This is a genomic window from Streptomyces sp. NPDC051183, from assembly GCF_040682455.1.
GTDB lineage: Bacteria > Actinomycetota > Actinomycetes > Streptomycetales > Streptomycetaceae > Streptomyces.
In genome coordinates this window covers 27,876-53,950 of sequence record NZ_JBFBBA010000037.1, presented here as the reverse complement: position 1 = coordinate 53,950, position 26,075 = coordinate 27,876, and the positions used below count along the sequence as shown (strand labels likewise).

Below are 26,075 nucleotides of genomic sequence, written 5' to 3'. Positions count from 1 at the left end.
GGGCGGGCGGCCGGGCAGCCGGGCGGCCCGGCGGCCGATGGGTCAGGCCCGGCGGCGGGAGCGCCACAGGAGGTACAGCGCCGAGGCGACGGCCGCGCCGCGGGCCAGCCACGGCCACATGTCGTGGAAGGCCTCGCCCAGCGCGTCGTCGGCCAGCGCCTCGCCCCAGCGGCCGTTCAGCCGCCCCCACAGCCACACCACCGCACTCGCGAACACCGCCCCGGGCAGCCCGAAGACCACCCACTTCCGCTCGGCCGGCCCCAGCACCCGCGAGGCGTAGGCGAGCAGCCAGCCCGCGGCGAGGAGCAGCCAGTACCCGGTGACCGCGCCCGCCACCAGCGCGACGGCCGCCAGCAGCAGGAACGCGTGCGGCCTGGGCCGCGCCGCCGCGGCGGCCGGCTCCGGTTCGGGGGCGGCGGCCGCGGCCTTCGCACGCCGACGCTCGCGCAAGTACCGTACGAGGCCCTGCCGCTCGGCGGCCCCGCCGGGCTCCGGCTCGGGCGCCGCGCCCGGCTCCGCCGCGTCCTTCGAAGGCGGTTCCTTCCCCGGCGGTTCCTTGAACAGGTCCGGGAACTCCAGCCCGCCCGCGAAGCCCTCGACCTGCGGACCCTCGCCGTACGGCCCCGGGGCGACCCGCCACCAGTCGGGCTCCGCCGTCCCGGAGGCGCCGAGTTCGTCGAGCCCGGCCAGGTGCGGCGGCGCGGGCGCGGTGTCCGCGGGGCGCGGCGGGGGAACCACCGGCCGGCGCCGGCCGCGCTGGGTCGGCACCGCGGGACCGGGCCGGGGCACGGGCCCCTGCGACGCGGCCGCGGCGGACGCCGGCGCCGAGCCCGACCGCGACTCCGGCCGCGCGTTGCCCAGCGTGTCCAGGACCTCCTCCGGCGTACCGATCCGGTCCAGGATCCGGCGTACCGCGGCCGGCGTCTCCGGGTCGTACTTGGCGCGCCGACGGTCGATCTCGTCCCGCAACCCCGCCACCAGCCGCATCCGGTCGCCCGAGGACAGCTGCCGCCGCTGCGCCAAGTCCCCGACCCGGCTCAGATATTCGTAGACCAGATGGTCGCTCTCGATCCCCACGCCCCGGCTCCTCCCGTACCTCCTGAGCCGAAGGTAGCGCGTGCGCCCGTGGAGCTGCCGAGGGCGCAGCGGATACCGTTGGCCGGATGGGGACCGGCCGACGAACCGGCCGACGTGACCAGGAGGCGACGCCCGTGCCTGACCCGAGCACTGCGGGAAGCGCCCCGCGCTCCCTCGCCGAGGCGCTGCGCGCCCGCGACGACGCGGCGCTCGCCGCCCTGCTGCACGCGCGCCCGGACCTGCTGAACCCGGTACCGGGGGACGTGACGCAGCTGGCGACCCGGGCCGGCACCCGTGCCTCGGTCGTCCGGGCGCTGGACCGCCTGGACCGGTTCGCCCTGCAGACGGCCGAGGCCCTCGCGGTCGCCCCGGACCCCTGCCCGTACCCGGTGCTGGAGTCGCTGCTGACGGGCCACCAGGGGTCGTACGCCGGGGAGAGCGCGGCCCGCGCCGCGCTCCCGCGGGCGCTGGGCGTGCTGCGCGACCAGGCCCTCGTCTGGGGTGACGAGGACCGGCTGCGCCTGGTGCGCACCGCCCGCGAGCTCCTCGCCCCGTCGGCCGGGCGGCCCTCCCCCACCGGGCTCGGTCCGACCGTCGCCGAGGCCACCGCCGGGATGTCGCCGACCCGGATCCAGGAGATCGTGGTGGCCGCCGGGCTGCCCGCCACGCACGACGCCGTGTCCGCCGTGACCGCGCTGACCGGGCTGTTCACCGACCCCGCGCGGATGTCGGCGCTGCTCGACGAGGCTCCGGCCGAGGCCCACCAGGTGCTGGGCCGGCTCGTGTGGGGGCCGCCGTACGGGGAGGTGACCCCGAGCCCGACCCCGCCCGTGCGCTGGCTGCGCGACCGGGGGCTGCTGCTGCCCGCCTCGGCGCGGACCGTCGTACTGCCCCGCGAGGTGGCGCTGCACCTGCGCGGCGGGCTCGCCCACCGCACCCCGGAGCCGGTGGCGCCGCAGGTGTCCGCGCACCGCGAGCACCGTCCACAGCTTGTGGACGCGAACGCGGCCGGGCAGGCGCTGGCCGCCCTGTCCACCGTCGAGGAACTGGTGAAGTCCTGGGAGCACGCCGGTCCGCCGGTGCTCCGGGCCGGCGGGCTGTCCGTACGCGATCTGAAGCGGGCGGCGTCGGCCCTGGACACCACCGAGCCGTCGGCGGCGTTCTGGATCGAACTGGCCTACGCGGCCGGGCTGCTGGCCAGCGACGGCGAGGCGGACGAGCGGTACGCGCCCACCCCCGCCTTCGACGACTGGTGCGAACTGCCTCCCGCCGAGCGGTGGTCGGCGCTGGCCGCGGCCTGGCTGCCCGCGACCCGTACCGCCGGGCTCGTCGGCGAGCAGGACAGCAAGGGCCGCACGCTGTCCGTGCTCGGCCCGGAACTGGACCGCTCGGCCGCCCCCGAGGTCCGCAGACGCGTCCTCGAACTCCTCGCCGCGCTCCCCGAGGGCGGCTCCCCGGACCCCGACGCGCTCCAGGGCCGCCTCGCGTGGGAGCGCCCGGTGCGCGGTACGAGCGATCTGCGGGCCCGCCTCGCGCAGTGGGCGCTGACCGAGGCCGAGGTCCTCGGCGTCACCGGCCGGGGCGCGCTCTCCGCGTTCGGGCGCGCGCTGCTGGAGGAGCGCGACCCGGCTCCGCTGCTCGGGCCGATGCTGCCCGAGCCGGTGGACCACGTACTGCTGCAGGCCGACCTGACGGCCGTGGCGCCCGGGCCGCTGCGCCGGCCGCTCGGCGACACGCTGGCCGTGCTGGCCGACGTGGAGTCCAAGGGCGGGGCCACCGTGTACCGCTTCACGCCGGGTTCGGTGCGCCGGGCCCTGGACGCCGGGCGCACCGCCGTCGACCTGCACGCCTTCCTCGCCGAGCACAGCCGCACCCCGGTTCCGCAGCCGCTGTCGTACCTGATCGACGACGTGGCGCGGCGGCACGGGCACCTGCGGGTCGGCGCGGCCTCCTCGTACGTGCGCTGCGACGACGACGGCATGCTGAACGAGATCCTGGCCGACAAGCGGTCCGCCGGGCTGGGGCTGCGCCGCCTCGCCCCGACCGTGCTGGCCTCGCAGGCCGACCCGGGTGCGCTGCTCGACGGGCTGCGGGCGATGGGGTACGCGCCGGCCGCGGAATCCCGTACGGGCGACGTGCTCGTGGCGCGGGCCGACGCGCACCGCACTCCGCGGCGGACGGCCCCCGTACCGGTGCCGGACGGGCCGCCGGTACCGGACGTGACGCTGCTGGGGGCTGCCGTACGGGCCGTACGCGCGGGCGACCTGGCGGCGACGGCCGTGCGCAAGGAACCCGCCGGCGGCAGTGGGGTCCCGGCCCCGGCGCCGGGTGAACTCCCGCGCACCAGCGCGGCGGAGACCCTGGCGACGGTGCAGGCGGCCGCGCTGACCGGCTCGGCGGTGTGGATCGGCTACGTCAACGCCGACGGGGCGGCGAGCCAGCGGGTCATCGCGCCGGTGCGGGTGGAGGGCGGCTTCGTCACCGGGTACGACCACACGGCCGACGAGGTGCGCACGTACCCGCTGCACCGGATCACCGGGGTCGCGGAACTGGCGGAGGACCAGGTCTAGGGCTGTGGCCGGAAGACGTAGCGGTCGAAAAGCGGTGGCGGGCCCGCCCCGGCGGCCCGCACGCTGACCCCATGCACGAGGTACCGAACCGCCAGATCCGCGCCGCCCACACCGCCACCACCGTCACCGTCTACCAGGCGTACGGGCCCCACCTCGGCCTGCCGGCCGCGCGGGACGGCCGCTTCCCGGCGGCCTGGAAGCGGGAGCGGATGACGTGGATCAAGCCGTCGTTCCTGTGGATGATGTACCGCTGCGGCTGGGCGGCGAAGGCCGACCAGGAGACGGTGCTGGCGATCGAGATCACCCGCGCGGGCTTCGACCGGGCGCTGCGCGAGGCCTGCCTGTCGCACTACGAGTCCGGCGTGCACGCCGACGAGGCCGCCTGGAAGGAGTCCCTGCGCGAGGCGCCCGCCCGCGTCCAGTGGGACCCGGAGCGCGACCTGCACCTGAACCCGCTGCCGTACCGCTCGCTCCAGCTGGGCCTGTCCGGGCCGGCCTCGCGCGCGTACGCCGACGAGTGGACGGTCTCCATCCGCGACGTGACGCCCCTGGCCCGGGAGGTCCACGGCCTGATCCGCGCCGGTGAGGACGCGGCGGCGCGCGCCCTGCTGCCGGTGGAGACCCCCTACCCCGCGGGCCCGTTGGCTCACCTGGGGGCGTAGTCGACCCGGTCGGCGTCGAAGGGCCACTCCTCGCGGAGCCAGCGGGACACGGCCTCGTACAGCGGGGCGTCGAGGTGCGCCCGGTCGGCCCGTACCCAGGAGCTGACGTGCACCCGCCCGGGCTCCTCCTTGGCGGGGTAGACGTACAGGCACCCGATGACGTCCGCCTCGCCCTCCAGCACGCTGTACGTGAACCCGCGCCGGTCGGCGAAGTCCCGTGCGTGGCGCACCAGATCGGCCAGGTTCTCCTCGGCGGACATGCCCTCCAGGGGCGGCCAGGACCTCAGGAAGCCGGGCGTGGCCCGGATGTGCGCGATGCTGCCGCTCCAGGCGGCGAGGTCCCGCTCGTTGTGCTCGGGCCCGAGCGGCTCCAGCCGGAAGCCGTCCGCCTCCAGCCCGCCCGGTGCGTCGAACCCGTCCGGCACGAAGCCGGCCCGGTCCGTGGTCGTACCGCTCTCGTCGGTCTCGTCGGTCGCGTTGGTCGCGTTGGTCGCGTTGGTCTCGTCGCTCATGCCGGGACCATAGGCACCGCCCCGCCCGCCCTCCACCGGTTTTCCGGCGGAGCCGCCCGGCACGGAAGCCGCCCCGCCCGCGGGGCGATACGGCAGACTGGAGGTTTGGCCGTCCGCGTCCGGGCGGCCGTATGCAGGAAGGGACGCACGCCAGGTGAATGGGCCACTCATCGTCCAGAGCGACAAAACCCTCCTTCTGGAGGTCGACCACGAGCTCGCCGGAGCCGCGCGGCGGGCCATCGCGCCCTTCGCCGAGCTGGAGCGGGCGCCCGAGCACATCCACACGTACCGGATCACCCCGCTCGGGCTGTGGAACGCGCGGGCGGCCGGGCACGACGCCGAGCAGGTCGTGGACGCGCTCGTCGAGTTCTCCCGCTACCCGGTCCCGCACGCGCTGCTCGTCGACGTCGCCGAGACCATGGCGCGCTACGGCCGTCTCACCCTGTCCAAGCACCCCGTGCACGGGCTCGTGCTGACCAGCACCGACCGGCCGGTGCTGGAGGAGATCCTGCGGTCCAAGCGGATCACCCCGCTCGTCGGCGCCCGGCTCGACGCCGACACCGTGGCCGTGCACCCCTCCGAGCGCGGGCAGATCAAGCAGACGCTGCTCAAGCTGGGCTGGCCGGCCGAGGACCTCGCCGGGTACGTCGACGGCGAGGCGCACCCGATCGATCTGGCCGAGGACGGCTGGGCGCTGCGGCCGTACCAGCAGCAGGCCGTCGAGGGGTTCTGGCACGGCGGCTCGGGCGTGGTCGTACTGCCCTGCGGCGCCGGCAAGACGCTGGTCGGCGCGGGCGCCATGGCGATGGCCAAGGCGACCACGCTGATCCTGGTCACGAACACCGTGTCGGCCCGCCAGTGGAAGCACGAACTGGTCAAGCGGACCTCGCTGACGGAGGAGGAGATCGGCGAGTACTCCGGCACCCGCAAGGAGATCCGGCCCGTCACGATCGCCACGTACCAGGTCCTGACGACGAAGCGGAAGGGTGTCTACCCGCACCTGGAGCTGTTCGACTCCCGGGACTGGGGCCTGATCGTCTACGACGAGGTGCACCTGCTGCCGGCGCCGGTGTTCAAGTTCACCGCCGATCTCCAGGCCCGGCGGCGGCTCGGTCTGACCGCGACGCTGGTGCGTGAGGACGGCCGCGAGTCGGACGTCTTCTCGCTGATCGGGCCGAAGCGGTTCGACGCCCCGTGGAAGGAGATCGAGGCGCAGGGCTACATCGCGCCCGCCGACTGCGTGGAGGTCCGCGTGAACCTCACCGAGTCGGAGCGGCTCGCGTACGCGACCGCGGAGACGGAGGAGAAGTACCGGTTCTGCGCGACGACGGCGACGAAGCGGAAGGTGACCGAGGCGCTGGTGCGCAAGCACCAGGGCGAGCAGACGCTGGTCATCGGGCAGTACATCGACCAGCTCGACGAGCTCGGCGAACACCTGGACGCGCCGGTCATCAAGGGCGAGACGTCCAACGCGCAGCGCGAGAAGCTCTTCAACGCCTTCCGAGAGGGCGAGATCAGCGTGCTGGTCGTGTCGAAGGTCGCGAACTTCTCCATCGACCTGCCCGAGGCCACGGTCGCCATCCAGGTGTCCGGCACCTTCGGCTCCCGCCAGGAGGAGGCACAGCGGCTGGGCCGCGTGCTGCGTCCGAAGGCGGACGGCCACGAGGCGCGGTTCTACTCGGTCGTCGCGCGCGACACGATCGACCAGGACTTCGCGGCGCACCGCCAGCGCTTCCTGGCCGAACAGGGCTACGCCTACCGGATCATGGACGCGGACGAGCTGCTGGCGAGCGACTGACGGTCACGGCGGCCGAGGACTACGCTTGCCGCATGGCGCACCAGGAGATCTACGAAGTCCTCTTCACCGAGTCGGCGGGTCGCGATCGTGACCGGCTGGAACCCGTGCGCCGCGCCTCCTTCGACAAGGCGCTCGAAATCCTGGCCCGTGATCCGTACACCGAGCTGTCTCGGCCGATAGGAGCGGGCGAGCAGGACCGCGAGATCCGGCTCACGTCACAGATCGTGGCCGAGTACGTGGTGTCGCGCGGGCGTCTGCTGCTCGTGGTCCTGCGGGTCTTCGGCGACGCGGACACCCTCCTCCCGGAGGGGTGACCTCGGCGCCGGGACGCCCGGGAGGGCGGCGCCTTCGGTGCCGCCGCGGCGGCGGCGCGGGGTCCGGGCGAGCAGGGCCGTGAGCAGGGGGACGGACCAGACCCACAGGTGCGGCCAGTCCAGCAGCAGGGCCCGCCCGGTTGCGGGCAGGTGCCGGGACCAGAACTCGGCGGAGGCCTGCGGGAGGACCAGCAGGCCGAGCAGTCCGGTGCCGGCGAAGGCGCCCAGGGCGGTGAGGCCGGCCCGGATGCGGCCGGTCATCAGCAGGTACGGGATGAGGACCGCCGGGGTCAGGGTGATCCCGGCGGCGGTGCCCAGGGCGAAGCCCTTGCCGAGGGCGGCGGTGGGTCGGCGCAGGTCCCACAGGACCAGGCAGGCGAGCGCCAGGCTGATCTGCCCGGACAGCGGGGTCTGGAACACGGGCTCCAGCCACAGCCCGGCGAGGGTGGCGGCCAGGACGGGGCCCGGCCGGGCCCGGAGTCCCGCGAGGCGGCAGGACAGCAGGATCAGCAGGGCGAGCAGGCCGGCGTTGCCGAGGACGAGGACGGCCTTCAATAGGCCGAGCGGCAGCCAGGCGGCCGGCGTGAAGAGGATCGCCGCGAAGGGCGGGTACGCGGCGGGCGGGCGCCATTCGGCGGCGGAGAAGCCGTGGACGAGGGCGTCGGCCATCGGGATGCGCGGGAGGACGTAGAGCACGCCCAGGGCGAGCAGCGAGCCCGTGACCAGCGCACCGGCGAGAGGCGACGGCGAGCGGCTGGGGTCGGGGCTCCGGGTCACGGCGTGACCTTAGTGGATCAACGGCGTCCCCTTGTCGGGGTCAGCCGGTATCAGGCCACCGCGCGCGGGGCGGCGGCCGCGGGTCAGCGGCGTATGACGCCGGCGTCCTCGGCGTACTCGCCCAGGACGACGACGCTCACGGCGGTCGCGGCGAAGACCCGGGCGGCGTGCAGGACGCTGCCGACGCGGTGGCGCGGGCGGTGGTCGGAGGTGGCGGTCGCGCCTCTCGCGTGGCGACCCTGGACCGGGGTGAAGGTTGCGGTGCTCATGTATCCATGGTGCGTTTCCGCGGCGCCCCGCGCATCGCTCTGGGGAGGGAATCCGCGGCCCTCCCGGGTAGTACTCCGGGACCATGACGGCCCCTAGGGTCTCTGCCCCAGGTCTGACACTCCCAGGTATGACCCCCGTACGGGTGCCTGTGGGCGCGGGACTTCCGGCCCGGTAATCCATTCGCGCGCCGCCGCCCCGGTGACTACAATCTCCGCTCTTGCCGCCTCCCGTTCGCCTCACCGGGGAGAGCCGCCCACCGGCCGGAAACCGGCGGGCATGTTCCGTACCGATCGCCGTACGCGCCGCAGTGCGCCGTACCGATCACACAGACGATCAGCAGGAGGCAGTTCCGTGCCCGCGCACGCCCACGTCACCGATCCCGCCGCCGCCCCGGACAACGACCCCCTGGGCCGCGAGCGGGCGCACCTGTCCGCCTCGCGCTCCGCGCTGCGCGCCATGCGCGAGGACGTCGAGGCCCTCGACATCCGCGACGTCACCGCGAACTGGGTCAACGCGATCGTCCTCCAGGCCCAGATCGACGACCGCATCAAGGCGCTCGCCGACCTCGCCCACACCCCGCTCTTCTTCGGCCGCCTCGACTACCTCCACGCGCCGGGCGCGGAGCTCGCCGAGGGCGCCGAGGGCGAGCACCCGCTGCCGGAGGCAGCTAATGGGCCGCTGTATGGGCCGCTGTACATCGGCCGCCGGCACGTCCACGACGCCGACGGCGACCCGATGGTGATCGACTGGCGCGCGCCCGTCTCCCAGCCGTTCTACCGGGCCTCCAAGACCGACCCGCAGGACGTCTCGCTGCGCCGCCGCTTCGGCTACACGGGCGGCGAGCTGACGGCGTACGAGGACGAGCACCTCTCGGACCCCTCCGAGGCGGCCGCCGTCAGCAAGCTGCTCCAGCAGGAGATCGAGCGGCCGCGCGTGGGCCCGATGCGCGACATCGTGGCGACGATCCAGCCCGAGCAGGACGAGATCGTCCGCTCCGGCCTGTCCGGGTCCGTCTGCGTCCAGGGCGGCCCCGGCACCGGGAAGACGGCGGTCGGCCTGCACCGCGTCGCGTACCTGCTCTACGCGCACCGCGACCGCCTCGCCCGCACGGGCACGCTGGTCATCGGGCCGAACCGTTCCTTCCTGCACTACATCGAGCAGGTCCTGCCCGCGCTCGGCGAGCTGGAGGTCAAGCAGGCCACCGTCGACGACCTGGTCGCGCGCGCGGGCCTGGAGGTCCGCGGCACCGACGCGGCCGCGACCGCCGTGGTCAAGGGCGACGCCCGGATGGCGCAGGTGCTGCGCCGCGCGGTCCGCTCGCACGTCACCCTGCCCGTCGAACCGCTGATGGTGGTCCGCGGCTCGCGCCGCTGGCGGGTGCCGGCGTACGAGCTGGAGGAGATCGTCGCCGAGCTCCAGAACCGCGACATCCGCTACGGCGCCGCGCGCGACGCGCTGCCGCAGCGGATCGCGCACGCGGTCCTCGTACGGATGGAGCAGGCGGGCGAGGCCCCGGACGACCGCGTGCAGGACGCGGTGGCGCGCAGCGCCGCGGTCAAGGCGGTCGTCAAGGAGGTCTGGCCGCCGGTGGAGCCGGCGAAGCTGGTGCTGCGGCTGCTGGCGGACCCGGAGTTCCTGGCGGCGCACGCGCAGGGGGTGCTGTCCGAGGACGAGCAGAAGCTGCTGCTGTGGGATAAGCCGGCGCGCAGCGTGAAGTCGGCGAAGTGGTCGGCGGCGGACCTGGTGCTGATCGACGAGGCGGCGGACCTGGTGGAGCGGACGCATTCGCTCGGCCACGTCGTCCTCGACGAGGCGCAGGACCTGTCGCCGATGCAGTACCGGGCGGTGGGGCGACGCTGCACGACGGGTTCGGCGACGGTGCTGGGCGACCTCGCGCAGGGCACCACCCCGTGGGCCACGCGCAGTTGGGACGAGGCGCTGACGCACCTGGGCAAGCCGGAGGCGGTGCTGGAGGAGCTGACGGCCGGTTTCCGCGTGCCGCGCGAGGTCATCGCGTACGCGTCCCGGCTGCTGCCGGCGATTTCCCCGGGTCTGGCCCCGGTCTCCTCGGTCCGTGAGACCCCGGGCTCGCTCGTCGTCTCGCCGGTCGCGGAGGCGGGGGACCTGACGGCCGCGGCGCTGGAGGCCTGCCGGGCCTCGCTCGCGCACGAGGGCTCGATCGGGCTGATCGCGGCGGACGCGCGGATCCCGGTGCTGGCCGAGGCGCTGGTGGCGGCGGGCGTGCCGTACCTGGAGCCGGGCGAGGAGACGACGGCGCAGTCGCGGCTGACGCTGGTGCCGGCCTCGCTGGCGAAGGGTCTGGAGTACGACTACGTCGTACTGGACGAGCCGTCGGCGATCGTGGACGGCGAGCCCGACGAACGCACCGGGCTGCGCCGCCTGTACGTGTGCCTGACCCGAGCCGTCTCGGGCCTGACCCTGCTCCACGCGGCCGCCCTCCCGCCGGCCCTGGCCTGACGGCCCCGCCGCGGGGCTTCCCGGTGCTCCGCCCCGGACCCCGCGCCTCGAAGGCTCCGCCGCAGAACCAGCCCCGCCGGCGTTTGAGGCGCGGGGGTCCGGGGGCTGACCCCCGGCAGTGGCGCCGCGCCCGGCCGGTACAGGCGAGGGTCCGGGGCGGAAGCCCCGCCGGCTCAGGCCAGGGCCGCGCGCCAGTCCGCGACGGCGGCGGCCGAGACGGGGTGGTCCCAGCCGGAGGGGCGGGCCGCGCTGCCGATGTGGAAGGCGTCGATGCCCGCCCCGCGCAGCTCCGGCAGGTGGGCGAGGGTCAGGCCGCCGCCGACCAGGATGCTCGCCCCGTAGCCCGGCTCACCGCTGCGCGCCGCCTCCGCGAGCAGCACCGGCAGACCCGCGTCGACGCCCGCCGCGGCGCCGGCCGTCAGGTAGGTGTCCAGTCCGGGCACGTCCGCGAGGGCCTTGCGCAGCTGGTCCCGGTCCGCGGCGCGGTCGATGGCCCGGTGGAAGGTCCAGCGGCAGCCGGCCAGCTCCGCCACGAGGGCCTCGACGGCGGTGAGGTCGGGGCTGCCGTCCGGGTTCAGGAAGCCGAGGACGAACTCCTCGGCCCCCTCCGCGTGCAGCGCCCGCGCCTCCGCGACCAGCAGCTCCAGGTCCGCGGCGGAGCCCGCCGAGAAGCCGTCGGCCTTGCGGAGCATCACGCGCAGGGGGATGTCGACCGCCGCCCGGATCGCCGCGAAGGTCTCGCGCGGCGGGGTGAGCCCGTCGGCGGCCATGTCGGCTACCAGTTCGAGGCGGTCGGCCCCACCGGCCTGGGCCGCGATCGCGTCCTCAGCGTCGAGGGCGATCACCTCCAGGAGCGCACGGTTGCTCATGTCATCCCATCCTTCGGAATCTGCTCGTCTGGCCGGTACCGGCCACTACCGGCCGGTTTGGAAAATAGGTCTAGTCCAATGCCAGGGTACGGGCCTTCGCCCGCGCTTCACCAGCACAATCACGCCACCCCCACAATGTGCCCATGGACACCGACCCCGCGCACACCGACACCGCGCCGCTCCGCGCCCGCTGGCACGCGACCGCGTCCGCCGCGGGCGCCGACCGCGAACCCGCGCCCTACGCCGACCGGCTCCTGACCGCCTGGGCAGAGCCGCAGCGCAAGTACCACACCACCGCGCACCTGGCCGACGTACTCGCACGGATCGACGTACTGGCGGGCCACGCCGCGGACCCCGCCGCCGTGGAGCTCGCGGCCTGGTTCCACGACGCCGTCTACCGCCCCGACCGCTCCGAGAACGAGGAGCGCAGCGCGGCCCTGGCCGAGCGCGCCCTGCCCGAGCTCGGCGTCGACGCCGCCCGCACCGCCGAGGTGGCCCGGCTGGTGCGGCTCACCGTCACCCACGACCCCGCCCCGGGCGACACCGACGGCGAGGTGCTCTGCGACGCGGACCTGGCCGTCCTGGCCGGCGCCCCGGACGCGTACGCGGCGTACGTCGCGGCCGTGCGCGCCGAGTACGGTTTCGTCCCCGACGAAGCCTTCTGCGCCGGACGCGCCGCCGTGCTGCGCCAGCTGCTCGCCCTGCCGCGCCTCTTCCGCACCCCGTACGGCGCCGCGCACTGGGAGGCCCCGGCCCGCGCGAACCTCGCCGCGGAGCTCGGACGGCTCACGGAACCCGCGGATCGGGATTCGCCGGAAATGTGATCGCTTCCGCGGCGGTTGGTGAGAGTCGTGCCCACAGCAGCCGAACGCCCCCGCATGCCCGTCGCCGTCTACATCCTCGGCCTGTCCGTCTTCGCGCTCGGGACCAGCGAATTCATGCTCTCCGGGCTCCTGCCGCCCATCGCCGAGGACATGGACGTCACCATTCCGCAGGCGGGCCTGCTGATATCCGCCTTCGCGATCGGCATGGTCATCGGCGCCCCCCTGCTGGCCGTGGCCACGCTGCGGCTACCGCGCCGCACCACGCTCGTCTCGCTCATCGGCCTCTTCGGCCTCGGCCAGGTCGCGGGCGCGCTGGCCCCCTCGTACGAGCTGCTCTTCGCCTCCCGCATCGTCTCCGCGCTCGCCTGCGCCGGCTTCTGGGCCGTCGGCGCGGCCGTCGCGATCGCGATGGTCGAGCAGCACCAGCGGGCCCGGGCCATGGCCGTCATGATCGGCGGCCTCTCCATCGCCAACGTCCTCGGCGTCCCCGCCGGCGCCTTCCTCGGCGAGCACCTCGGCTGGCGCTCCGCGTTCTGGTCGGTCGGCGCGGCCTCCGCGGTGGCGCTCGTCGGCATCCTCGCGCTGATCCCGAGGATCCCGCTGCCCGCCGAGAAGCCGACGCTCTCGCGGGAGCTGCGGATCTACCGGGACCGCCAGGTGTGGCTGTCCATCGGCGTCACCGCACTGGCCGCGGGCGGCGTGTTCTGCGCCTTCAGCTACCTGTCGCCGCTGATCACCGACGTGGCCGGGCTGGACTCGAAGTGGGTCCCGTGGATCCTCGGCCTGTTCGGGATCGGGGCGCTGGTCGGCACCACCGTCGGCGGCCGGGTCGCGGACGCGCACCTGTTCGGCGTGATGCTGTGGGGCATCACCGCCTCGACCGTCTTCCTGACGGCGCTCGCCCTGCTGGCGTCGACCGCGGCCGCGGCGGTCGCCCTCTCGTTCCTGATCGGGTTCTCGGCGTTCTTCACCGCCCCGGCGCTGAACGCCCGCATGTTCAACGTCGCGGGCGCCGCCCCCACCCTGGCCGGCGCCACCACGACGGCCGCCTTCAACCTCGGCAACACCGGCGGCCCCTGGCTCGGCGGCACCGTCATCGACGCGGGCCACGGCTTCGCGGCCACGGCCTGGGCCGGCGCCGCCATGACCGTCACCGCCATCGCCCTCGGCGTCGTGGCCCTGCGCCTGGACCGCCGTACGCCCGCCCGCACGCGCATCGTGGCCGCCTCGCCGACGGCCCGCGCGGACGCGGCCGAGAAGGTCTAGCTAGGCGTACGGCGCCGGGGCGGGCGGCCGCGCCTCAGCGGCAGAGCTCGTCGAGGTCCTCCTCGAAGGTCGCGAACTCCGCCTGCGCCTGCGCGACGATCTCGCGCGCGGACCGGCGCGGGGTGGTCGCGTGCCGCTCGGCGATCTCGGCCAGGGCGGCGTCCGGACGCGCCTCGCGCTCCGAGTACAAGGCGGCCTCCCTCGGCCCGAAACCGTCGGCCAGCACCCACAGGAAGTCGGACAGGTCCCCGGCCACCACCCCGACCTCGCCCTCCGAGCCCATGAACACCACGGGCTGCCCGACGAGGGGGCGACCCGGCCGGACGCACCAGATGGCGGCGACGCCGCCGGAGCCGTCCTCGCCGAAGACCCGGTACGCACCGCCGTCGAGCTCGTGGTTCGCCGTCCAGGCGCGCAGCCAGTCGGTGGTCTCCTCGGCGGATCCGAAGGCCGCGTAAGGCATGAATGCGACGCCCTCGCCCTCGTCGCCGTAGTCGAACTCGACCCGGGACACCTCGGTCAGGGCATGCGGAAAGCGGCGGTCCTCGCCGGTGGTCTCGATCACCGGGGAAGGCTAACGGGGCCCACTGACACGGCAGGATCCGAAGGGGACGGCCTACGCCGGGCGGCCCTTCGGGCGGCGCAGACCGGCCGCGGTGAGGCGGCGGACCAGTTCCTTGCTGCCGATCTCCACCGCGCCCGCGCCCACCGCGTCCGCGTACCGGTGGGACGGCACGTCGTAGTGGTCCCGCTCGAAGGCCCGCGGCGGACAGCCGATGGACTCGGCGAAGGCGTGCAACTCCTCGTACGAGACGTCGCTGACCAGGTGCGACCACAGGCGGCCGTGCCCGGGCCAGGTCGGCGGGTCGATGTAGAGCGTCACCGGCGGCTCACCGGCCGCCGGTGTGGAAAACGGGTCCGAGGCTGCCGACCGCGGCCACCTTCACTCCCGCCTCCGAGCACACCCAGTGCGGGTCGGGGCCCAGCTCCGGCTCGACGTCGAGCGCGTGCGGGTCACCGTGCGAGCAGACCGGGCACAGCGGCCAGCGGCCGTACTTCTCCAACAGCGCGTCCTGCACGTCCTGGGCGACGAGTCCGGGAAGGTAGTCGACCCCCTCCGGCCACTGCTCCACCCACCAGCGGCGGTGCGTGACCGAGTCCTCGACGAGGGAGACGACATCGGCATCGGCGACCTCGCCCGCGGCGAGATCGGCGAGCACCAGAGCACGGGCGACGTGCAGCGCCTGTTCCAGGGGGGTCGCGTGGTCCATGGGCCCATTGTGGACCCGCGGAGGCCCGGTGACGAAGGTCCTCTTTCCGGGGGCCCAATGGCGCCTTGACCCCCACCTCCCCTGAAAATAGATTTCAAGGGTGAGTGAGAATGCGAAAGAAACTTTCAGCCCCGGCCAGGCGCCACCGGCCCCGCCGGCCCACGCCCTCCGCGCCCGCGTGCGCAGCCTCGCCCCCTCCATGACCCGCTCCATGCAGGCCGTCGCCGAAGCCGTCGCCTCCGACCCCGCGGGCTGCTCACGGCTCACCGTCACCGCCCTGGCCGAGCACACCGGCACCAGCGAGGCCACCGTCGTCCGCACCGCCCGCCTCCTCGGCTACCCCGGCTACCGCGACCTGCGCCTGGCCCTCGCCGCGCTCGCGGCCCAGCAGGAGACCGGCGCGGCGCCCGCAGTCACCGTCGACATAGCCGTCGACGACCCGATCGCGGACGTCGTCGCCAAACTGGCCCAGGAGGAGGCGCAGACCCTCGCCGACACCGCCGCCGCCCTCGACCTGGCCCAGCTCTCCGCCGCCGTCACCGCGCTCGCCACCGCCCGCCGCATCGACATCTACGGCGTCGGCGCCTCCGCCCTCGTCGGCCAGGACCTCGCCCAGAAGCTGCTGCGGATCGGCCTGATCGCCCACGCCCACAGCGACCCCCACCTGGCCGTCACCAACGCCGTCCTGCTGCGCCCCGGCGACGTGGCCGTCGCGATCACCCACTCCGGCTCGACCGGCGACGTCATCGAGCCGCTCCGCACCGCCTTCGAGCACGGCGCCACGACCATCGCCGTCACCGGCCGCCCGAACGCCCCGGTCGCGCACCACGCCGAGCTGGTGCTGACCACCTCCGCGGCCCGCGAGACCCAGCTGCGCCCGGCGGCCATGTCCAGCCGCACCAGCCAACTGCTCGTCGTCGACTGCCTGTTCGTCGGCGTCGCGCAGCAGACGTACGAGACCGCCGCGCCCGCGCTCGCGGCCTCGTACGAGGCGCTCGCCCACCGCCACCGCAGCACCACCCGCCAGGAGCCCCGCACATGACCGCGTACGCCGAACTCCGCGCCCAGCTCGAAACGCTCACCACCGAGGCCTTCCGCCCCGAGCTGGCCGAGATCGACCGGCTGTCGACCCTTGAGATCGCCCGCCTCATGAACGCCGAGGACGCCACCGTCCCGGCCGCCGTCGCCGGGGAGCTGCCGCGCATCGCCGCCGCCGTCGACGCCATCGCGGCGCGCATGGCCCGGGGCGGCCGCCTGGTCTACGCGGGCGCCGGTACCGCCGGGCGGATGGGCGTACTGGACGCCAGCGAGTGCCCGCCCACCTTCAACACCGACCCGGCCGAGGTCGTCGGCCTGATCGCGGGCGGCCCCTCCGCCATGGTCAAGGCCGTCGAAGGTGCCGAGGACTCCCGGGAGCTGGCCGCCGAGGACCTCACCGCGCTGCGGCTGACCGCCGAGGACACCGTCATCGGGATCTCCGCCTCCGGCCGCACCCCGTACGCGATCGGCGCCGTCGAGTTCGCCCGCACGCGCGGCGCTCTCACCGTCGGCCTGTCCTGCAACGCCGGCTCCGCACTCGCGGCGGCCGCCGAGCACGGCATCGAGGTGGTCGTCGGCCCCGAACTCCTCACCGGATCCACCCGCCTGAAGGCCGGCACCGCGCAGAAGCTCGTGCTCAACCTCATCTCGACGGTCACGATGATCCGCCTCGGCAAGACCTACGGGAACCTGATGGTCGACATGCGCTCCTCCAACGAGAAGCTGCGCGCCCGCGCCCGCCGCATCGTGGCGCTGGCCACCGGCGCACCCGACACGGAGATCGAGGCGGCGCTCACCGCCACCGGCGGCGAGGTCAAGGACGCCATCCTCGTCGTCCTCGGCGGGGTCGACGGTCCGAAGGCCGCCGAACTGCTCGCCGCCTCGTCCGGCCACCTCCGCGCGGCCCTCGCCGAGACCCGGGCCCAGACCCAGACCCAGACCCCCCAGCCCCAGACGCAGCCCCAGACGCAGCCCCAGCCCCAGACCCAGACCCAGACCCGCTGACCTGACCTCCTCCACGACAGCAAGGCGACCACCACCATGTCCACTGACAAGAACCGCGCCACAGCCGCCGCGATCCTTCCTCTGGTCGGCGGCCCGGACAACATCACCTCCATCGCGCACTGCATGACGCGCCTGCGCATCGGCCTGCGGGACCGCTCGCTCGTCCAGGACGAGGCGCTGAAGGCGCTCCCGGCGGTCATGGGCGTGGTCGACGACGACACCTACCAGATCGTGCTGGGCCCGGGCACCGTCGCCCGCGTCACGCCCGAGTTCGAGGCGCTGGTCGAGGAGGGCCGCTCGGCGGCGCCCGCGCACGCCGTGACCGCGGACGGGCTGAAGGACCGGGGCGCGGCGCTGAAGGAGGCCCAGAAGGAGCGCAACTCCACCCCCTTCAAGCTGTTCCTGCGCCGCATCGCGAACATCTTCGTCCCGCTGATCCCGGCGCTCATCGGCTGCGGCGTCATCGCCGGCCTGAACGGCGTACTGACCAACACGGGCTGGCTGCCGGCGGTGGTCCCCGCGCTCGCCGCGATGGCCTCCGGCTTCATGTCGCTGATCGCGGTGTTCGTCGGCTACAACACGGCCAAGGAGTTCGGCGGTACGGCGATCCTCGGCGGCGCGGTCGCCGCGATCATCGTCTTCCCGGGCGTCGCGAAGATCACCGCCTTCGGCCTGGAGCTGAAGCCCGGCCAGGGCGGCGTACTGGGCGCGCTGGGGGCCGCCCTGCTCGCCGTGTACGTGGAGAAGTGGTGCCGCCGCTGGGTCCCGGAGGCCCTGGACGTCCTGATCACCCCCACCCTCACGGTCCTGGTCTCGGGCCTGGTCACCATCTTCGGCCTCATGTTCATCGCCGGCGAGGCCTCCACCGCCATCGGTACGTTCGCCAACTGGCTCCTCGCCACCGGCGGCGCCTTCGCCGGGCTGATCCTGGGCGGCCTCTTCCTGCCGCTGGTCATGCTCGGCCTGCACCAGGCCCTGATCCCGATCCACACCACCCTCATCGAGCAGTCCGGGTACACGGTCCTGCTCCCCATCCTCGCCATGGCGGGCGCCGGCCAGGTCGGCGCGGCCATCGCGGTCTACTACCGCCTGCCGCGCAACCGCTCCCTGCGCACGACCATCAAGTCCGCGCTCCCGGTGGGCTTCCTGGGCGTCGGCGAACCGCTGATCTACGGCGTCTCGCTGCCGCTGGGCCGCCCCTTCGTCACCGCCTGCGTGGGCGGTGCGGCGGGCGGGGCCTTCGTCGGGCTCTTCAACCAGCTCGGTGTCGCCTTCGGATCCACCGCCATCGGGCCCTCGGGCTGGGCCCTCTTCCCGCTGCTGGACGGCAGGGCGGGCATGGGCTCCACCCTCGCGATCTACGCGGGCGGCCTCGCGGTCGGCTACCTGGTGGGCTTCGTGGCGACCTACTTCTTCGGCTTCACGCGGGAGATGCTGGCGGAGCTCAACACGGACCCGGACCCCACGCCGACGACCCCCGCCACCGAGCCCTCGCCGGAGCCGGCCCTCGCGTAGGCGGCCCTCGCGCAGGCCGCCGCCGGATGTCGAGAACGGGCGGCCCGTTCGACGAAGAGATGACAGCGCGCCCCCGCGGGCGCGGCAGACCCGGGCCCGGACAGGACACCGCCATGCGCACCAACGGCAAACTCGGCAAGCTGATCCACTTCGTGCACCAGTCCCTCGACGGATTCATCGAGGGCCCCACGGCGAGTTCGACTGGCCGGTGATGGGACCGGAGCTCTCCGCCTACTCGCAGGAGCTGACCGGCGGCGACAAGGTGTTCCTGTACGGCCGCGTGGTCTGGGAGATGATGGCGGGCTACTGGCCGCAGGCGGAGCAGCACTCGACGCACGAGCACGACCTGGCCTTCGCCCCGATCTGGCGCGCGGCGCCCAAGATCGTGGTCTCCCGCACCCTGGAGAAGGCCGACTGGAACACCCGGGTGATCGGCGAGGACGTGGTCGAGGAGCTGACCGCGCTCAAGGAGTCCGGCGTGACGCTGCTGCTGTTCGGCGGGTCCGCGCTGGCCGCCCACCTCACCGCGCACGGCCTGATCGACGAGTACCGCATCTTCGTCCACCCCGTGGTCCTGGGCGGCGGCAAGCCGGTGTTCCGGGCCCGGGCCGACCGCTTCGGCCTGGAACTCGTCGAGTCCCGGACCTTCGACTCCCAGGTGGTCCTCCTGCGACACCGCCGCACCACGCCCCCGACGCCCCCCGGTCCCAGACCCTCCTGACCCGCTTCCGCACCGCCGGCTCGCCCGGGTGACGCCCTCCGTGGTCCCGCCCGGGCGGGATGCTCCGTTCCCGTCCGGGAACTCCATGCCGCCGGCATGAGCCGATCGGGGCGGGCGGCGGCACGTTGGCTCATTGATGCCGTGGACGGCGGGCTTCCTCCGCCCGGGGGACGGGACTTCGCGTCGCGGGCGCGCCGCGGCCTGGCCCGACGCGCGCGGGGCGGGTCAAGAGGGCCTCTGTCCGGTACGGACCTGGATGGGCCGCGAAACGTGCCATAGCGTGGCGTCGCCCCACAAAAACCGGGGCTTTCGTGACGAGAAGGGAACACGATTCCTATGCGCACGAGCACGAGGTTCGCCGTGGCCCTGGCGGCCGGCACCCTCGCCGTCTTCGGCCTCTCCGGCACCTCCTCCGCCCAGTCCACCCTCGACGCCACCATCGCCACCCAGGCCGACCAGGCCGGTCTGAGCAGCAGCGAAGTGGCCGATCTGCAGAAGCAGATCGACAAGCAGCTGGCCCTGACGCCGGGTGGCAAGCGGATCAGCCTCAACCAGGCCTCCTGGCGCGACGGGAAGGCCGTCATGACCTGGCCGCTGCCCGGCGAGACGAAGGCGCGGGCCGTGAACGAGCCCGCCGCCGCCCTCGGTTCGCCGAACTGCAACTACGCCTGGACCTGCCTCTACCAGCACTCCAACTTCGACGGCCGCCGGCTGACGTGGTCGGACTGCAACTTCGAGAACCTCGCCAACTGGGGGTTCAACGACCAGACCTCGTCCTGGCACAACAACCAGACCAGGGGGACGGTGACCACCGTCTACAACTGGACCGGCAGTTCCTGGGAGCAGCTGTGGTCCGCGGCCGCCCCGTCTTCGAGTTCCTACGTCGGCAACTGGGCCAACGACAAGGCGGACGGCCTGTGGGTCTGCTGACCCGCACCCTCACCCGTAACGCGCACCACTAGCCCAGCTACGCCGGGGCCCGGACCGTCGTACGGACCGGGTCCCAGCACTGGACGCCCTTCAGGTCCGGCATCCGGTCGCGGGTGAACACCGGCTCCAGGCCCGCGCGGCGCTGCGCGAGGTAGTCGTCCAGCAGCCGGAAGGCGATGGCCGACAGCGGCAGGATCGCCAGGAGGTTGACCAGGGCCATGAAGCCCATGAACACGTCGGCCACGTTCCAGACGACCGACACCGAGCCCAGCGAGCCCAGCACGACCGCCGACAGGACCAGCACCCGGTAGCCGGGCAGGACCCACCGCTTGCGGGTGATGAACTGGATGTTCGTCTCGCCGTAGTAGTAGTTCCCGATCATGCTGCTGAAGGCGAGCATGAAGACGACCACCGTCAGCACGTGGCCCGCCCAGCCGCCCAGCGTGTCGCTCAGCGCGGTCTGCGTGAGGTCCGCGCCCTGCCGGCCCGAGAGCTCCGGGTTGGTCACCAGGACGATGAAGGCCGTCATCGTGCACACGAGCATCGTGTCGAAGAAGACGCCCAGGGACTGTACGAGGCCCTGCTTGACCGGGTGCGAGACCTCGGCCGCCGCGCCCGCGTTCGGAGCCGAGCCGAGGCCGGCCTCGTTGGAGAACATGCCGCGCCTGATGCCCTGCTGGATCGCCGCCCCGATCCCGCCGGCCGCCAGCTCGCGCAGCCCGAAGGCGCCGCCGACGATGTCGGCGAGGACCCGCGGGAACTCCGTGATGTTGAGGAGGACCACCGCCGCGCCCAGCAGCAGGTAGACCACGGCCATCACCGGGACCAGCACGGTCGTCACGGACGAGATCCGCCTGACCCCGCCGAAGACCGCCAGGCCGAGGAGGGCCGCGAGCAGGACGCCGGTCACCGGGCCGAACCAGGCCGTGTCGGTCTCCGGCAGCGAGCCCGTGGCCACCGCCGAGATGGTGTTGGCCTGCACCGCGTTGAAGACGAGGCCGAAGGTGACGGTGATGGTCACCGCGAAGAGCACGCCGAGCCAGCGTTTGCCGAGCGCGCGCTGCATGTAGTACGCCGGACCGCCCCGGTACGCGCCGGTCGCACCCCGCACCTTGTAGAGCTGGGCGAGCGCCGACTCCACGAAGGCGGAGGCCGCGCCGATCAGCGCCATCATCCACATCCAGAAGACGGCTCCCGCGCCGCCCAGGGTGATGGCGGTGGCGACGCCGGCGATGTTGCCGGTGCCGACGCGCGCGGCCGCGGAGATGGTGAAGGCCCCGAAGGACGAGACCTGCTTGCGGCCGTCGGCGCGCGGCGGGGTCTTCTCCTTCACCACCCGGAACATCTCGGGCAGCAGGCGCAGCTGCACTCCCCTGGACCGGACCGTGAAGTACAGGCCGGCACCGACCACCAGCGGTATCAGCAGGTAGGTCCAGAAGTGATCGTTCACGCTGACGATCAGCGAGTCCAGGGTGTCCATGGATCGAAGTCTCCCCGGGGCGGAAGGCCCGCCGACAGGGACCTTGGTCCGCTGGGCGCGGGCCCGAAGACCCGCCGTACGCGCCTTTCGACCCCGACCCCGACCCCGCGCCCCCGACCCCGCCCGGCACGCCTCCCGCTCTACCTCCGGTACACCTGGAGCCGTGACACCTCGTACGACATCTCGGTGACCGCGGGCCCCGGCGCCGGGTGGTACCTCCCGGCCGACACCGACAGGTTGACGATGAGGTACGCGCGCCAACTGCGGCCCACGCCCCGCCCGTCGCTGTACACGCGGGCGCCGTTGACCCACCAGACGACCGAGCTCCGCCCGAACTCGACCTTCAGGTCGACCCACGCCCCCGGGCGGACCGTGGCGTCGCGGTGGTAGCGGTGCGCCTCCCGGACGTGGTTGGACAGTTCCAGCAGGTCGGGGTTGTCGGGGTGGTACTCGAAGACGTCGATCTCCTGGCCGCCGTCCAGCCAGGTCCAGATCGCGGGCCAGGCCCCCTGCTCCACCGGAAGCCGGACGCGGGCCTCCAGCACGTCGCCGGTGCGCACCATGAAGCCCTCGTCGCTGCCCTCGGTGGTGAGCAGCCCGGTGTCCCAGTCGCCGTCGGGGCGGCGCGTCGCCCGGAAGACGCCGCCCCGGCTGTAGGCGGGGTCGGGGACGAGGTGGTCCAGCTTGTTGTCGCCCGGGTTGACCGGGCCGCCGTCGGGATACGCCCAGGAGCGGCCGGCGACCCACTGGGTGGTCGAGGCGAAGTCGGCGGTGAAGACGGGAGCGCGGCGCGGGGTGAACACCGGCACCCCGCCACCGCCCCCGCCCGGAGCGAGGCGGCGCGTCAGGCGCCGCAGCCATCCGAACATGTCCGAGTCCATACGGTTTGACTGCCCGCGGATCCCCGGACCACACACCCGTTCTCGCTCAGAGTAATCACATGACTACCTTCAGAGATGGGCGCCGCCCCGTGCGGCCTCGATGAAGGCCCGGATCAGCTCGGGGGACTTGACCCCGCGCTCGCTCTCGACGCCGGAGGACACGTCCACGCCCCACGCCCCGGTCGTCCCGATCGCCTCTCGCACATTGCCCGGGTTCAACCCGCCGGCGAGCAGCCAGTGCCCCTCGGGCGCGGTGAAGTCCGCCGATCCCCAGTTCCACGGCTTGCCGGAGCCCGGGTCGGGCGCGTCCAGCAGCAGCAGGTCCTCCCCGTACTCACCGCAGCGCTTCACATGCTCGGCGGTGGCCCGCAGCAGCGTGCGCCCCGGAGCTCGGAGCAGCGCGTAGTACTCGGACGGTTCGTCCCCGTGCAGCTGTACGCCGCGCACGCCGCTCTCCTCGGCGAGCCGGCGCACCTCCTCGACGGACTGCCCCCGGAACACCCCGACGGTCAGCACCCCGTCCGGCACCCGCGCGGCCAGCTCCCGCGCGGTGGCGGCGTCGACGGTGCGCGGACTGCCCGGCGCGAAGACGAACCCGACGGCGTCGGCCCCGGCCTCCACCGCCACGTCGACGTCGTGCGGGGTCTTCAGCCCGCAGATCTTGACGAACACGCTCTTCCCGTCGCTCATGGCGGCAAGTCAACCAAACGGCGCTCTGTCACGCCGATACGTCCCACGTTCCGGGCGGCCGCCCGGCCCCGGGGCTCAAGTCCCGAGAGTCCGAGCGCTTTGTCTGTGGAATGGGTGGTGGGCGGAGCCCACCACCACCCACCGCCCTCCCCAACCCCCGCCCATACCAGGCCGGATGGCGATGTGTGATCGGCTTGCCACGCAGGGCCATCAGGCCCTGCCTTGCGGCTGGAAACGAAAATCGGCCCCCGCCGGTGCGCCAACACCGAACGAGGGCCTGACCAAACGAGATCGGACTAGAGACGATCCCCATGGATGACGTCCAGCTTAGTGGTGCCCCGCACCCCCTCGCCAAGCCCGGCTACGGCAAAATCGCCTGCCGCCCCGAAGCCCCCCGCAAGCCGGTGTTCACCCCGGCCCTCACCCCGGCCGAGGTCCGCGCCCACCCGACCCGCATCCGCGAAGGGAATCGCCGATGACCAGTCCGCCGCTCAGCCGAGGCCGAACCGGGGCACCATGGTGTCGAGGAGGCGACGCCATGACCCCCAGCACCGCCGCGCACGCCCAGATGTCCCTGACGGACTTCGAGACGCTGGCCCGCCGCGCACCCGAGACGGTCACGCTCGAATTCATCAACGGAAAGCTCGGAGTCAAGCCGTTGCCCGATCAGCGCCACGGCGCCATCGTCATGTGGCTGCTGCGCCAGTGCATGCAGCAGCGTCCTGAGCTCGCCCTCTACCCCGAGCAGGGGCTGAAAGTGGAGAGCTACCGCACCGGACGAGCCCGCGCCGACGGGGCGCTCGCGCCGTACGACCACTACGCCGCGCAGGAAGGCGAGTGGGCGGATCCGGCCGGGACGCTGATGGTCGTGGAGGTCACGTCCTTCGACCCCGATACCGACCAGCGCGACCGGCGCGAGAAGTGCACCGCGTACGCCCAGGCGGGCATCCCGGTGTACCTCCTCGTCGACCGGGACACGGACATGCTCAGCGTCCACAGCGACCCCGAGGGCGGGACGTACCGGCATTCCGAGTCATACGCCTACGGGAAGAGGGTCATCCTGCCCTCCCCCGTGGGGATCACGCTGGACACCGAGAAGCTCAAGGACTACGCGAACTGAGCCCCCGGAAACGCCCGAGGGCGGCACCCCCTCCGCCGGGAAGGGGTGCCGCCCTCGTTCGAGAACAGCCGATCAACGGCGGGCCGGAGCCCGGGCCGATCAGAAGTCCATGTCACCGCCCGGCATGCCGCCCGGCGCGCCGGCGCCGGCCTTCTCGGGCTTGTCGGCGATGACGGCCTCGGTGGTGAGGAAGAGGGCCGCGATCGACGCCGCGTTCTGCAGCGCGGAGCGGGTGACCTTCGCCGGGTCGATGATGCCCTCGGCGATCATGTCGACGTACTCGCCGGACGCGGCGTTGAGGCCGTGGCCGATCGGGAGGTTGCGCACCTTCTCGACGACGACGCCACCCTCGAGACCACCGTTGACGGCGATCTGCTTGAGCGGGGCCTCCAGGGCCAGGCGCACGGCGTTGGCGCCGGTCGCCTCGTCGCCCGTGAGCTCGAGCTTCTCGAAGACCGCGGAGGCCTGGAGCAGGGCCACGCCGCCACCGGCGACGATGCCCTCCTCGACGGCCGCCTTCGCGTTGCGAACGGCGTCCTCGATGCGGTGCTTGCGCTCCTTGAGCTCGACCTCGGTCGCGGCGCCGGCCTTGATGACGGCCACGCCGCCGGCCAGCTTCGCGAGGCGCTCCTGGAGCTTCTCGCGGTCGTAGTCCGAGTCGGAGTTCTCGATCTCGGCGCGGATCTGGTTCACGCGACCGGCGACCTGGTCGCTGTCACCGGCACCGTCGACGATGGTGGTCTCGTCCTTGGTGATGACGACCTTGCGGGCGCGGCCGAGCAGGTCCAGGCCCGCGTTCTCCAGCTTGAGGCCGACCTCCTCGGAGATGACCGTGCCACCGGTGAGGATGGCGATGTCGCCGAGCATGGCCTTGCGGCGGTCGCCGAAGCCCGGGGCCTTGACGGCGACGGACTTGAAGGTGCCGCGGATCTTGTTGACGACCAGGGTCGACAGGGCCTCGCCCTCGACGTCCTCGGCGATGATCAGCAGCGGCTTGCCGGACTGCATGACCTTCTCGAGGAGCGGCAGCAGGTCCTTGACCGAGCCGATCTTCGAGTTGACGATCAGGATGTACGGGTCGTCGAGGGACGACTCCATGCGCTCCATGTCGGTGGCGAAGTACGCCGAGATGTAGCCCTTGTCGAAGCGCATGCCCTCGGTGAGCTCGAGCTCCAGACCGAAGGTCTGCGACTCCTCGACGGTGATGACGCCTTCCTTGCCGACCTTGTCCATGGCCTCGGCGATGAGCTCGCCGATCTGGGTGTCGGCGGCGGAGATGGAGGCCGTGGAAGCGATCTGCTCCTTGGTCTCGACATCCTTCGCCTGCTCCAGCAGGGCGCCGGAGACGGCCTCGACGGCCTTCTCGATGCCGCGCTTGAGGGCCATCGGGTTCGCACCGGCGGCCACGTTGCGCAGGCCCTCGCGGACGAGCGCCTGGGCGAGGACGGTGGCGGTGGTCGTACCGTCGCCGGCGACGTCGTCCGTCTTCTTGGCGACTTCCTTGACCAGCTCGGCGCCGATCTTCTCGTACGGGTCCTCGAGCTCGATCTCCTTGGCGATGGAGACACCATCGTTGGTGATCGTGGGGGCGCCCCACTTCTTCTCAAGGACGACGTTGCGACCCTTGGGGCCAAGGGTGACCTTGACGGCGTCGGCGAGCTGGTTCATGCCTCGCTCGAGACCGCGCCGGGCCTCCTCGTCGAACGCAATGATCTTGGCCATCTGAAGTGGTCCTCCCGGACAGCGGTGGATTGCTCCCGGACCGCGCCCGCGCCCGCGACGGACGGCCTGCGTGCCCGGCGGTTCCTTCCCGCCGGACCCTGCGGGCCTCACCGACCCGGTCCTCGTCTTAGTAGCACTCTCACCAGGAGAGTGCTAACGCCAATGATTAGCACTCGACCCCCCCGAGTGCAAGCGGCTTCGTGCAACGCCCGGCCGGGAGGCGGGCGGGACACGGGCCGCCGGGGGACGACGTACGAGGGGCCCACATCCCGTGTCCAGGATGTG

The 26,075-nt window shown here is 73.3% G+C and carries 26 protein-coding genes; 14 read left to right on the top strand and 12 right to left on the bottom strand.

Translation table 11 applies throughout. From position 1 onward, the window contains the following. Nucleotides 1-42: 42 nt before the first annotated feature. Nucleotides 43-1,077 carry a hypothetical protein gene (locus tag AB0M99_RS28385; RefSeq protein ID WP_365925282.1) on the bottom strand — a complete coding sequence of 345 codons (1,035 nt, stop codon included), beginning with the start codon at nt 1,075-1,077 and terminating at the stop codon, nt 43-45. 86 nt (nt 1,078-1,163) lie between these two features. On the opposite strand from AB0M99_RS28385, the gene AB0M99_RS28380 reads away from it, so the two are divergent. Beyond that, a complete protein-coding gene (locus AB0M99_RS28380) occupies nt 1,164-3,647 on the top strand; it encodes a helicase C-terminal domain-containing protein (protein WP_365925279.1) in 2,484 nt (827 codons plus the stop codon). Nucleotides 3,648-3,718: 71 nt separating this feature from the next. After that, nucleotides 3,719-4,309 (top strand): DUF4291 domain-containing protein, encoded by a 591-nt coding sequence (locus AB0M99_RS28375; RefSeq protein ID WP_365925277.1) that lies wholly within the window; start codon nt 3,719-3,721, stop codon nt 4,307-4,309. Here AB0M99_RS28375 and AB0M99_RS28370 read toward each other — a convergent pair. Next, nucleotides 4,294-4,821 (bottom strand): N-acetyltransferase, encoded by a 528-nt coding sequence (locus AB0M99_RS28370; RefSeq protein WP_365925275.1) that lies wholly within the window; start codon nt 4,819-4,821, stop codon nt 4,294-4,296. The genes AB0M99_RS28375 and AB0M99_RS28370 overlap by 16 nt on opposite strands. A 154-nt stretch (nt 4,822-4,975) precedes the next feature. Here AB0M99_RS28370 and AB0M99_RS28365 point away from each other — a divergent pair, with 154 nt between their 5' ends. Continuing rightward, a complete protein-coding gene (locus AB0M99_RS28365; protein WP_365925273.1) occupies nt 4,976-6,619 on the top strand; it encodes a DNA repair helicase XPB in 1,644 nt (547 codons plus the stop codon). Between the two features lie 32 nt (nt 6,620-6,651). After that, nucleotides 6,652-6,933 carry a hypothetical protein gene (locus AB0M99_RS28360; RefSeq protein ID WP_365925271.1) on the top strand — a complete coding sequence of 94 codons (282 nt, stop codon included), beginning with the start codon at nt 6,652-6,654 and terminating at the stop codon, nt 6,931-6,933. On the opposite strand, the gene AB0M99_RS28355 is transcribed toward AB0M99_RS28360, so the two are convergent. Then, nucleotides 6,835-7,710 (bottom strand): glycosyltransferase family 87 protein, encoded by an 876-nt coding sequence (locus AB0M99_RS28355; RefSeq protein WP_365925269.1) that lies wholly within the window; start codon nt 7,708-7,710, stop codon nt 6,835-6,837. The genes AB0M99_RS28360 and AB0M99_RS28355 overlap by 99 nt on opposite strands. A gap of 83 nt (nt 7,711-7,793) precedes the next feature. Next, entirely contained in the window at nt 7,794-7,979 is a 186-nt protein-coding gene (locus tag AB0M99_RS28350; RefSeq protein ID WP_365925267.1) for a hypothetical protein, read from the bottom strand. 457 nt (nt 7,980-8,436) lie between these two features. Here AB0M99_RS28350 and AB0M99_RS28345 point away from each other — a divergent pair, with 457 nt between their 5' ends. After that, nucleotides 8,437-10,458, top strand: coding sequence for an AAA family ATPase (locus tag AB0M99_RS28345; RefSeq protein WP_365925354.1), 2,022 nt, complete (start codon nt 8,437-8,439; stop codon nt 10,456-10,458). Between the two features lie 173 nt (nt 10,459-10,631). Here AB0M99_RS28345 and AB0M99_RS28340 read toward each other — a convergent pair whose 3' ends face one another. After that, nucleotides 10,632-11,327, bottom strand: a complete 696-nt coding sequence (locus tag AB0M99_RS28340) for a copper homeostasis protein CutC (protein WP_365925265.1) — start codon at nt 11,325-11,327, stop codon at nt 10,632-10,634. A 143-nt stretch (nt 11,328-11,470) separates the two neighbouring features. On the opposite strand from AB0M99_RS28340, the gene AB0M99_RS28335 reads away from it, so the two are divergent. Together AB0M99_RS28335 and AB0M99_RS28330 are read left to right on the top strand one after the other, a co-directional pair. Continuing rightward, nucleotides 11,471-12,151 carry a hypothetical protein gene (locus tag AB0M99_RS28335; RefSeq protein WP_365925263.1) on the top strand — a complete coding sequence of 227 codons (681 nt, stop codon included), beginning with the start codon at nt 11,471-11,473 and terminating at the stop codon, nt 12,149-12,151. 54 nt (nt 12,152-12,205) lie between these two features. Next, entirely contained in the window at nt 12,206-13,417 is a 1,212-nt protein-coding gene (locus AB0M99_RS28330) for a Cmx/CmrA family chloramphenicol efflux MFS transporter (protein ID WP_365925353.1), read from the top strand. A 34-nt stretch (nt 13,418-13,451) separates the two neighbouring features. On the opposite strand, the gene AB0M99_RS28325 is transcribed toward AB0M99_RS28330, so the two are convergent. The 3 genes from AB0M99_RS28325 to AB0M99_RS28315 are packed head-to-tail and all read right to left on the bottom strand — an operon-like array spanning nt 13,452 to nt 14,688. Further along, on the bottom strand, nt 13,452-13,982 hold the full coding sequence (locus AB0M99_RS28325; RefSeq protein WP_365925261.1) for an SMI1/KNR4 family protein: 531 nt from the start codon (nt 13,980-13,982) through the stop codon (nt 13,452-13,454). A gap of 51 nt (nt 13,983-14,033) precedes the next feature. Then, nucleotides 14,034-14,300: a DUF4031 domain-containing protein gene (locus AB0M99_RS28320; protein ID WP_365925259.1), complete on the bottom strand. Its 267-nt coding sequence runs from the start codon at nt 14,298-14,300 to the stop codon at nt 14,034-14,036. Between the two features lie 7 nt (nt 14,301-14,307). Next, entirely contained in the window at nt 14,308-14,688 is a 381-nt protein-coding gene (locus AB0M99_RS28315; protein ID WP_365925257.1) for a hypothetical protein, read from the bottom strand. Nucleotides 14,689-14,788: 100 nt separating this feature from the next. On the opposite strand from AB0M99_RS28315, the gene AB0M99_RS28310 reads away from it, so the two are divergent. The 5 genes from AB0M99_RS28310 (at nt 14,789) to AB0M99_RS28290 (ending at nt 19,897) form a co-directional block, all read left to right on the top strand. Beyond that, nucleotides 14,789-15,730 carry a MurR/RpiR family transcriptional regulator gene (locus AB0M99_RS28310; protein ID WP_365925255.1) on the top strand — a complete coding sequence of 314 codons (942 nt, stop codon included), beginning with the start codon at nt 14,789-14,791 and terminating at the stop codon, nt 15,728-15,730. After that, nucleotides 15,727-16,731 carry an N-acetylmuramic acid 6-phosphate etherase gene (gene murQ, locus AB0M99_RS28305; RefSeq protein WP_365925253.1) on the top strand — a complete coding sequence of 335 codons (1,005 nt, stop codon included), beginning with the start codon at nt 15,727-15,729 and terminating at the stop codon, nt 16,729-16,731. The genes AB0M99_RS28310 and murQ overlap by 4 nt, the downstream gene beginning before the upstream one ends. A 36-nt stretch (nt 16,732-16,767) precedes the next feature. After that, nucleotides 16,768-18,246 (top strand): PTS transporter subunit EIIC, encoded by a 1,479-nt coding sequence (locus AB0M99_RS28300; protein WP_365925251.1) that lies wholly within the window; start codon nt 16,768-16,770, stop codon nt 18,244-18,246. 211 nt (nt 18,247-18,457) lie between these two features. Then, nucleotides 18,458-18,967, top strand: a complete 510-nt coding sequence (locus AB0M99_RS28295) for a dihydrofolate reductase family protein (protein ID WP_365925249.1) — start codon at nt 18,458-18,460, stop codon at nt 18,965-18,967. Between the two features lie 336 nt (nt 18,968-19,303). Continuing rightward, nucleotides 19,304-19,897, top strand: a complete 594-nt coding sequence (locus AB0M99_RS28290; RefSeq protein WP_365925246.1) for a peptidase inhibitor family I36 protein — start codon at nt 19,304-19,306, stop codon at nt 19,895-19,897. 37 nt (nt 19,898-19,934) lie between these two features. Here AB0M99_RS28290 and AB0M99_RS28285 read toward each other — a convergent pair whose 3' ends face one another. From AB0M99_RS28285 to AB0M99_RS28275, 3 genes are all read right to left on the bottom strand, one after another. Further along, nucleotides 19,935-21,377, bottom strand: coding sequence for an alanine/glycine:cation symporter family protein (locus tag AB0M99_RS28285; RefSeq protein ID WP_365925244.1), 1,443 nt, complete (start codon nt 21,375-21,377; stop codon nt 19,935-19,937). A gap of 140 nt (nt 21,378-21,517) precedes the next feature. Further along, nucleotides 21,518-22,246, bottom strand: a complete 729-nt coding sequence (locus tag AB0M99_RS28280) for a beta-glucanase (protein ID WP_365925242.1) — start codon at nt 22,244-22,246, stop codon at nt 21,518-21,520. An 81-nt stretch (nt 22,247-22,327) separates the two neighbouring features. Next, nucleotides 22,328-22,948: a phosphoribosylanthranilate isomerase gene (locus tag AB0M99_RS28275; protein WP_365925240.1), complete on the bottom strand. Its 621-nt coding sequence runs from the start codon at nt 22,946-22,948 to the stop codon at nt 22,328-22,330. Nucleotides 22,949-23,259: 311 nt separating this feature from the next. Here AB0M99_RS28275 and AB0M99_RS28270 point away from each other — a divergent pair, with 311 nt between their 5' ends. Both AB0M99_RS28270 and AB0M99_RS28265 read left to right on the top strand, forming a co-directional pair. Next, nucleotides 23,260-23,427: a hypothetical protein gene (locus AB0M99_RS28270; protein WP_365925238.1), complete on the top strand. Its 168-nt coding sequence runs from the start codon at nt 23,260-23,262 to the stop codon at nt 23,425-23,427. A 59-nt stretch (nt 23,428-23,486) separates the two neighbouring features. After that, nucleotides 23,487-24,068 (top strand): Uma2 family endonuclease, encoded by a 582-nt coding sequence (locus AB0M99_RS28265; protein ID WP_365925236.1) that lies wholly within the window; start codon nt 23,487-23,489, stop codon nt 24,066-24,068. Between the two features lie 99 nt (nt 24,069-24,167). Here the strand turns inward: AB0M99_RS28265 and groL are convergent, their stop codons facing one another. Beyond that, on the bottom strand, nt 24,168-25,790 hold the full coding sequence (gene groL, locus AB0M99_RS28260; RefSeq protein WP_365925234.1) for a chaperonin GroEL: 1,623 nt from the start codon (nt 25,788-25,790) through the stop codon (nt 24,168-24,170). Nucleotides 25,791-26,075 lie beyond the last annotated feature (285 nt).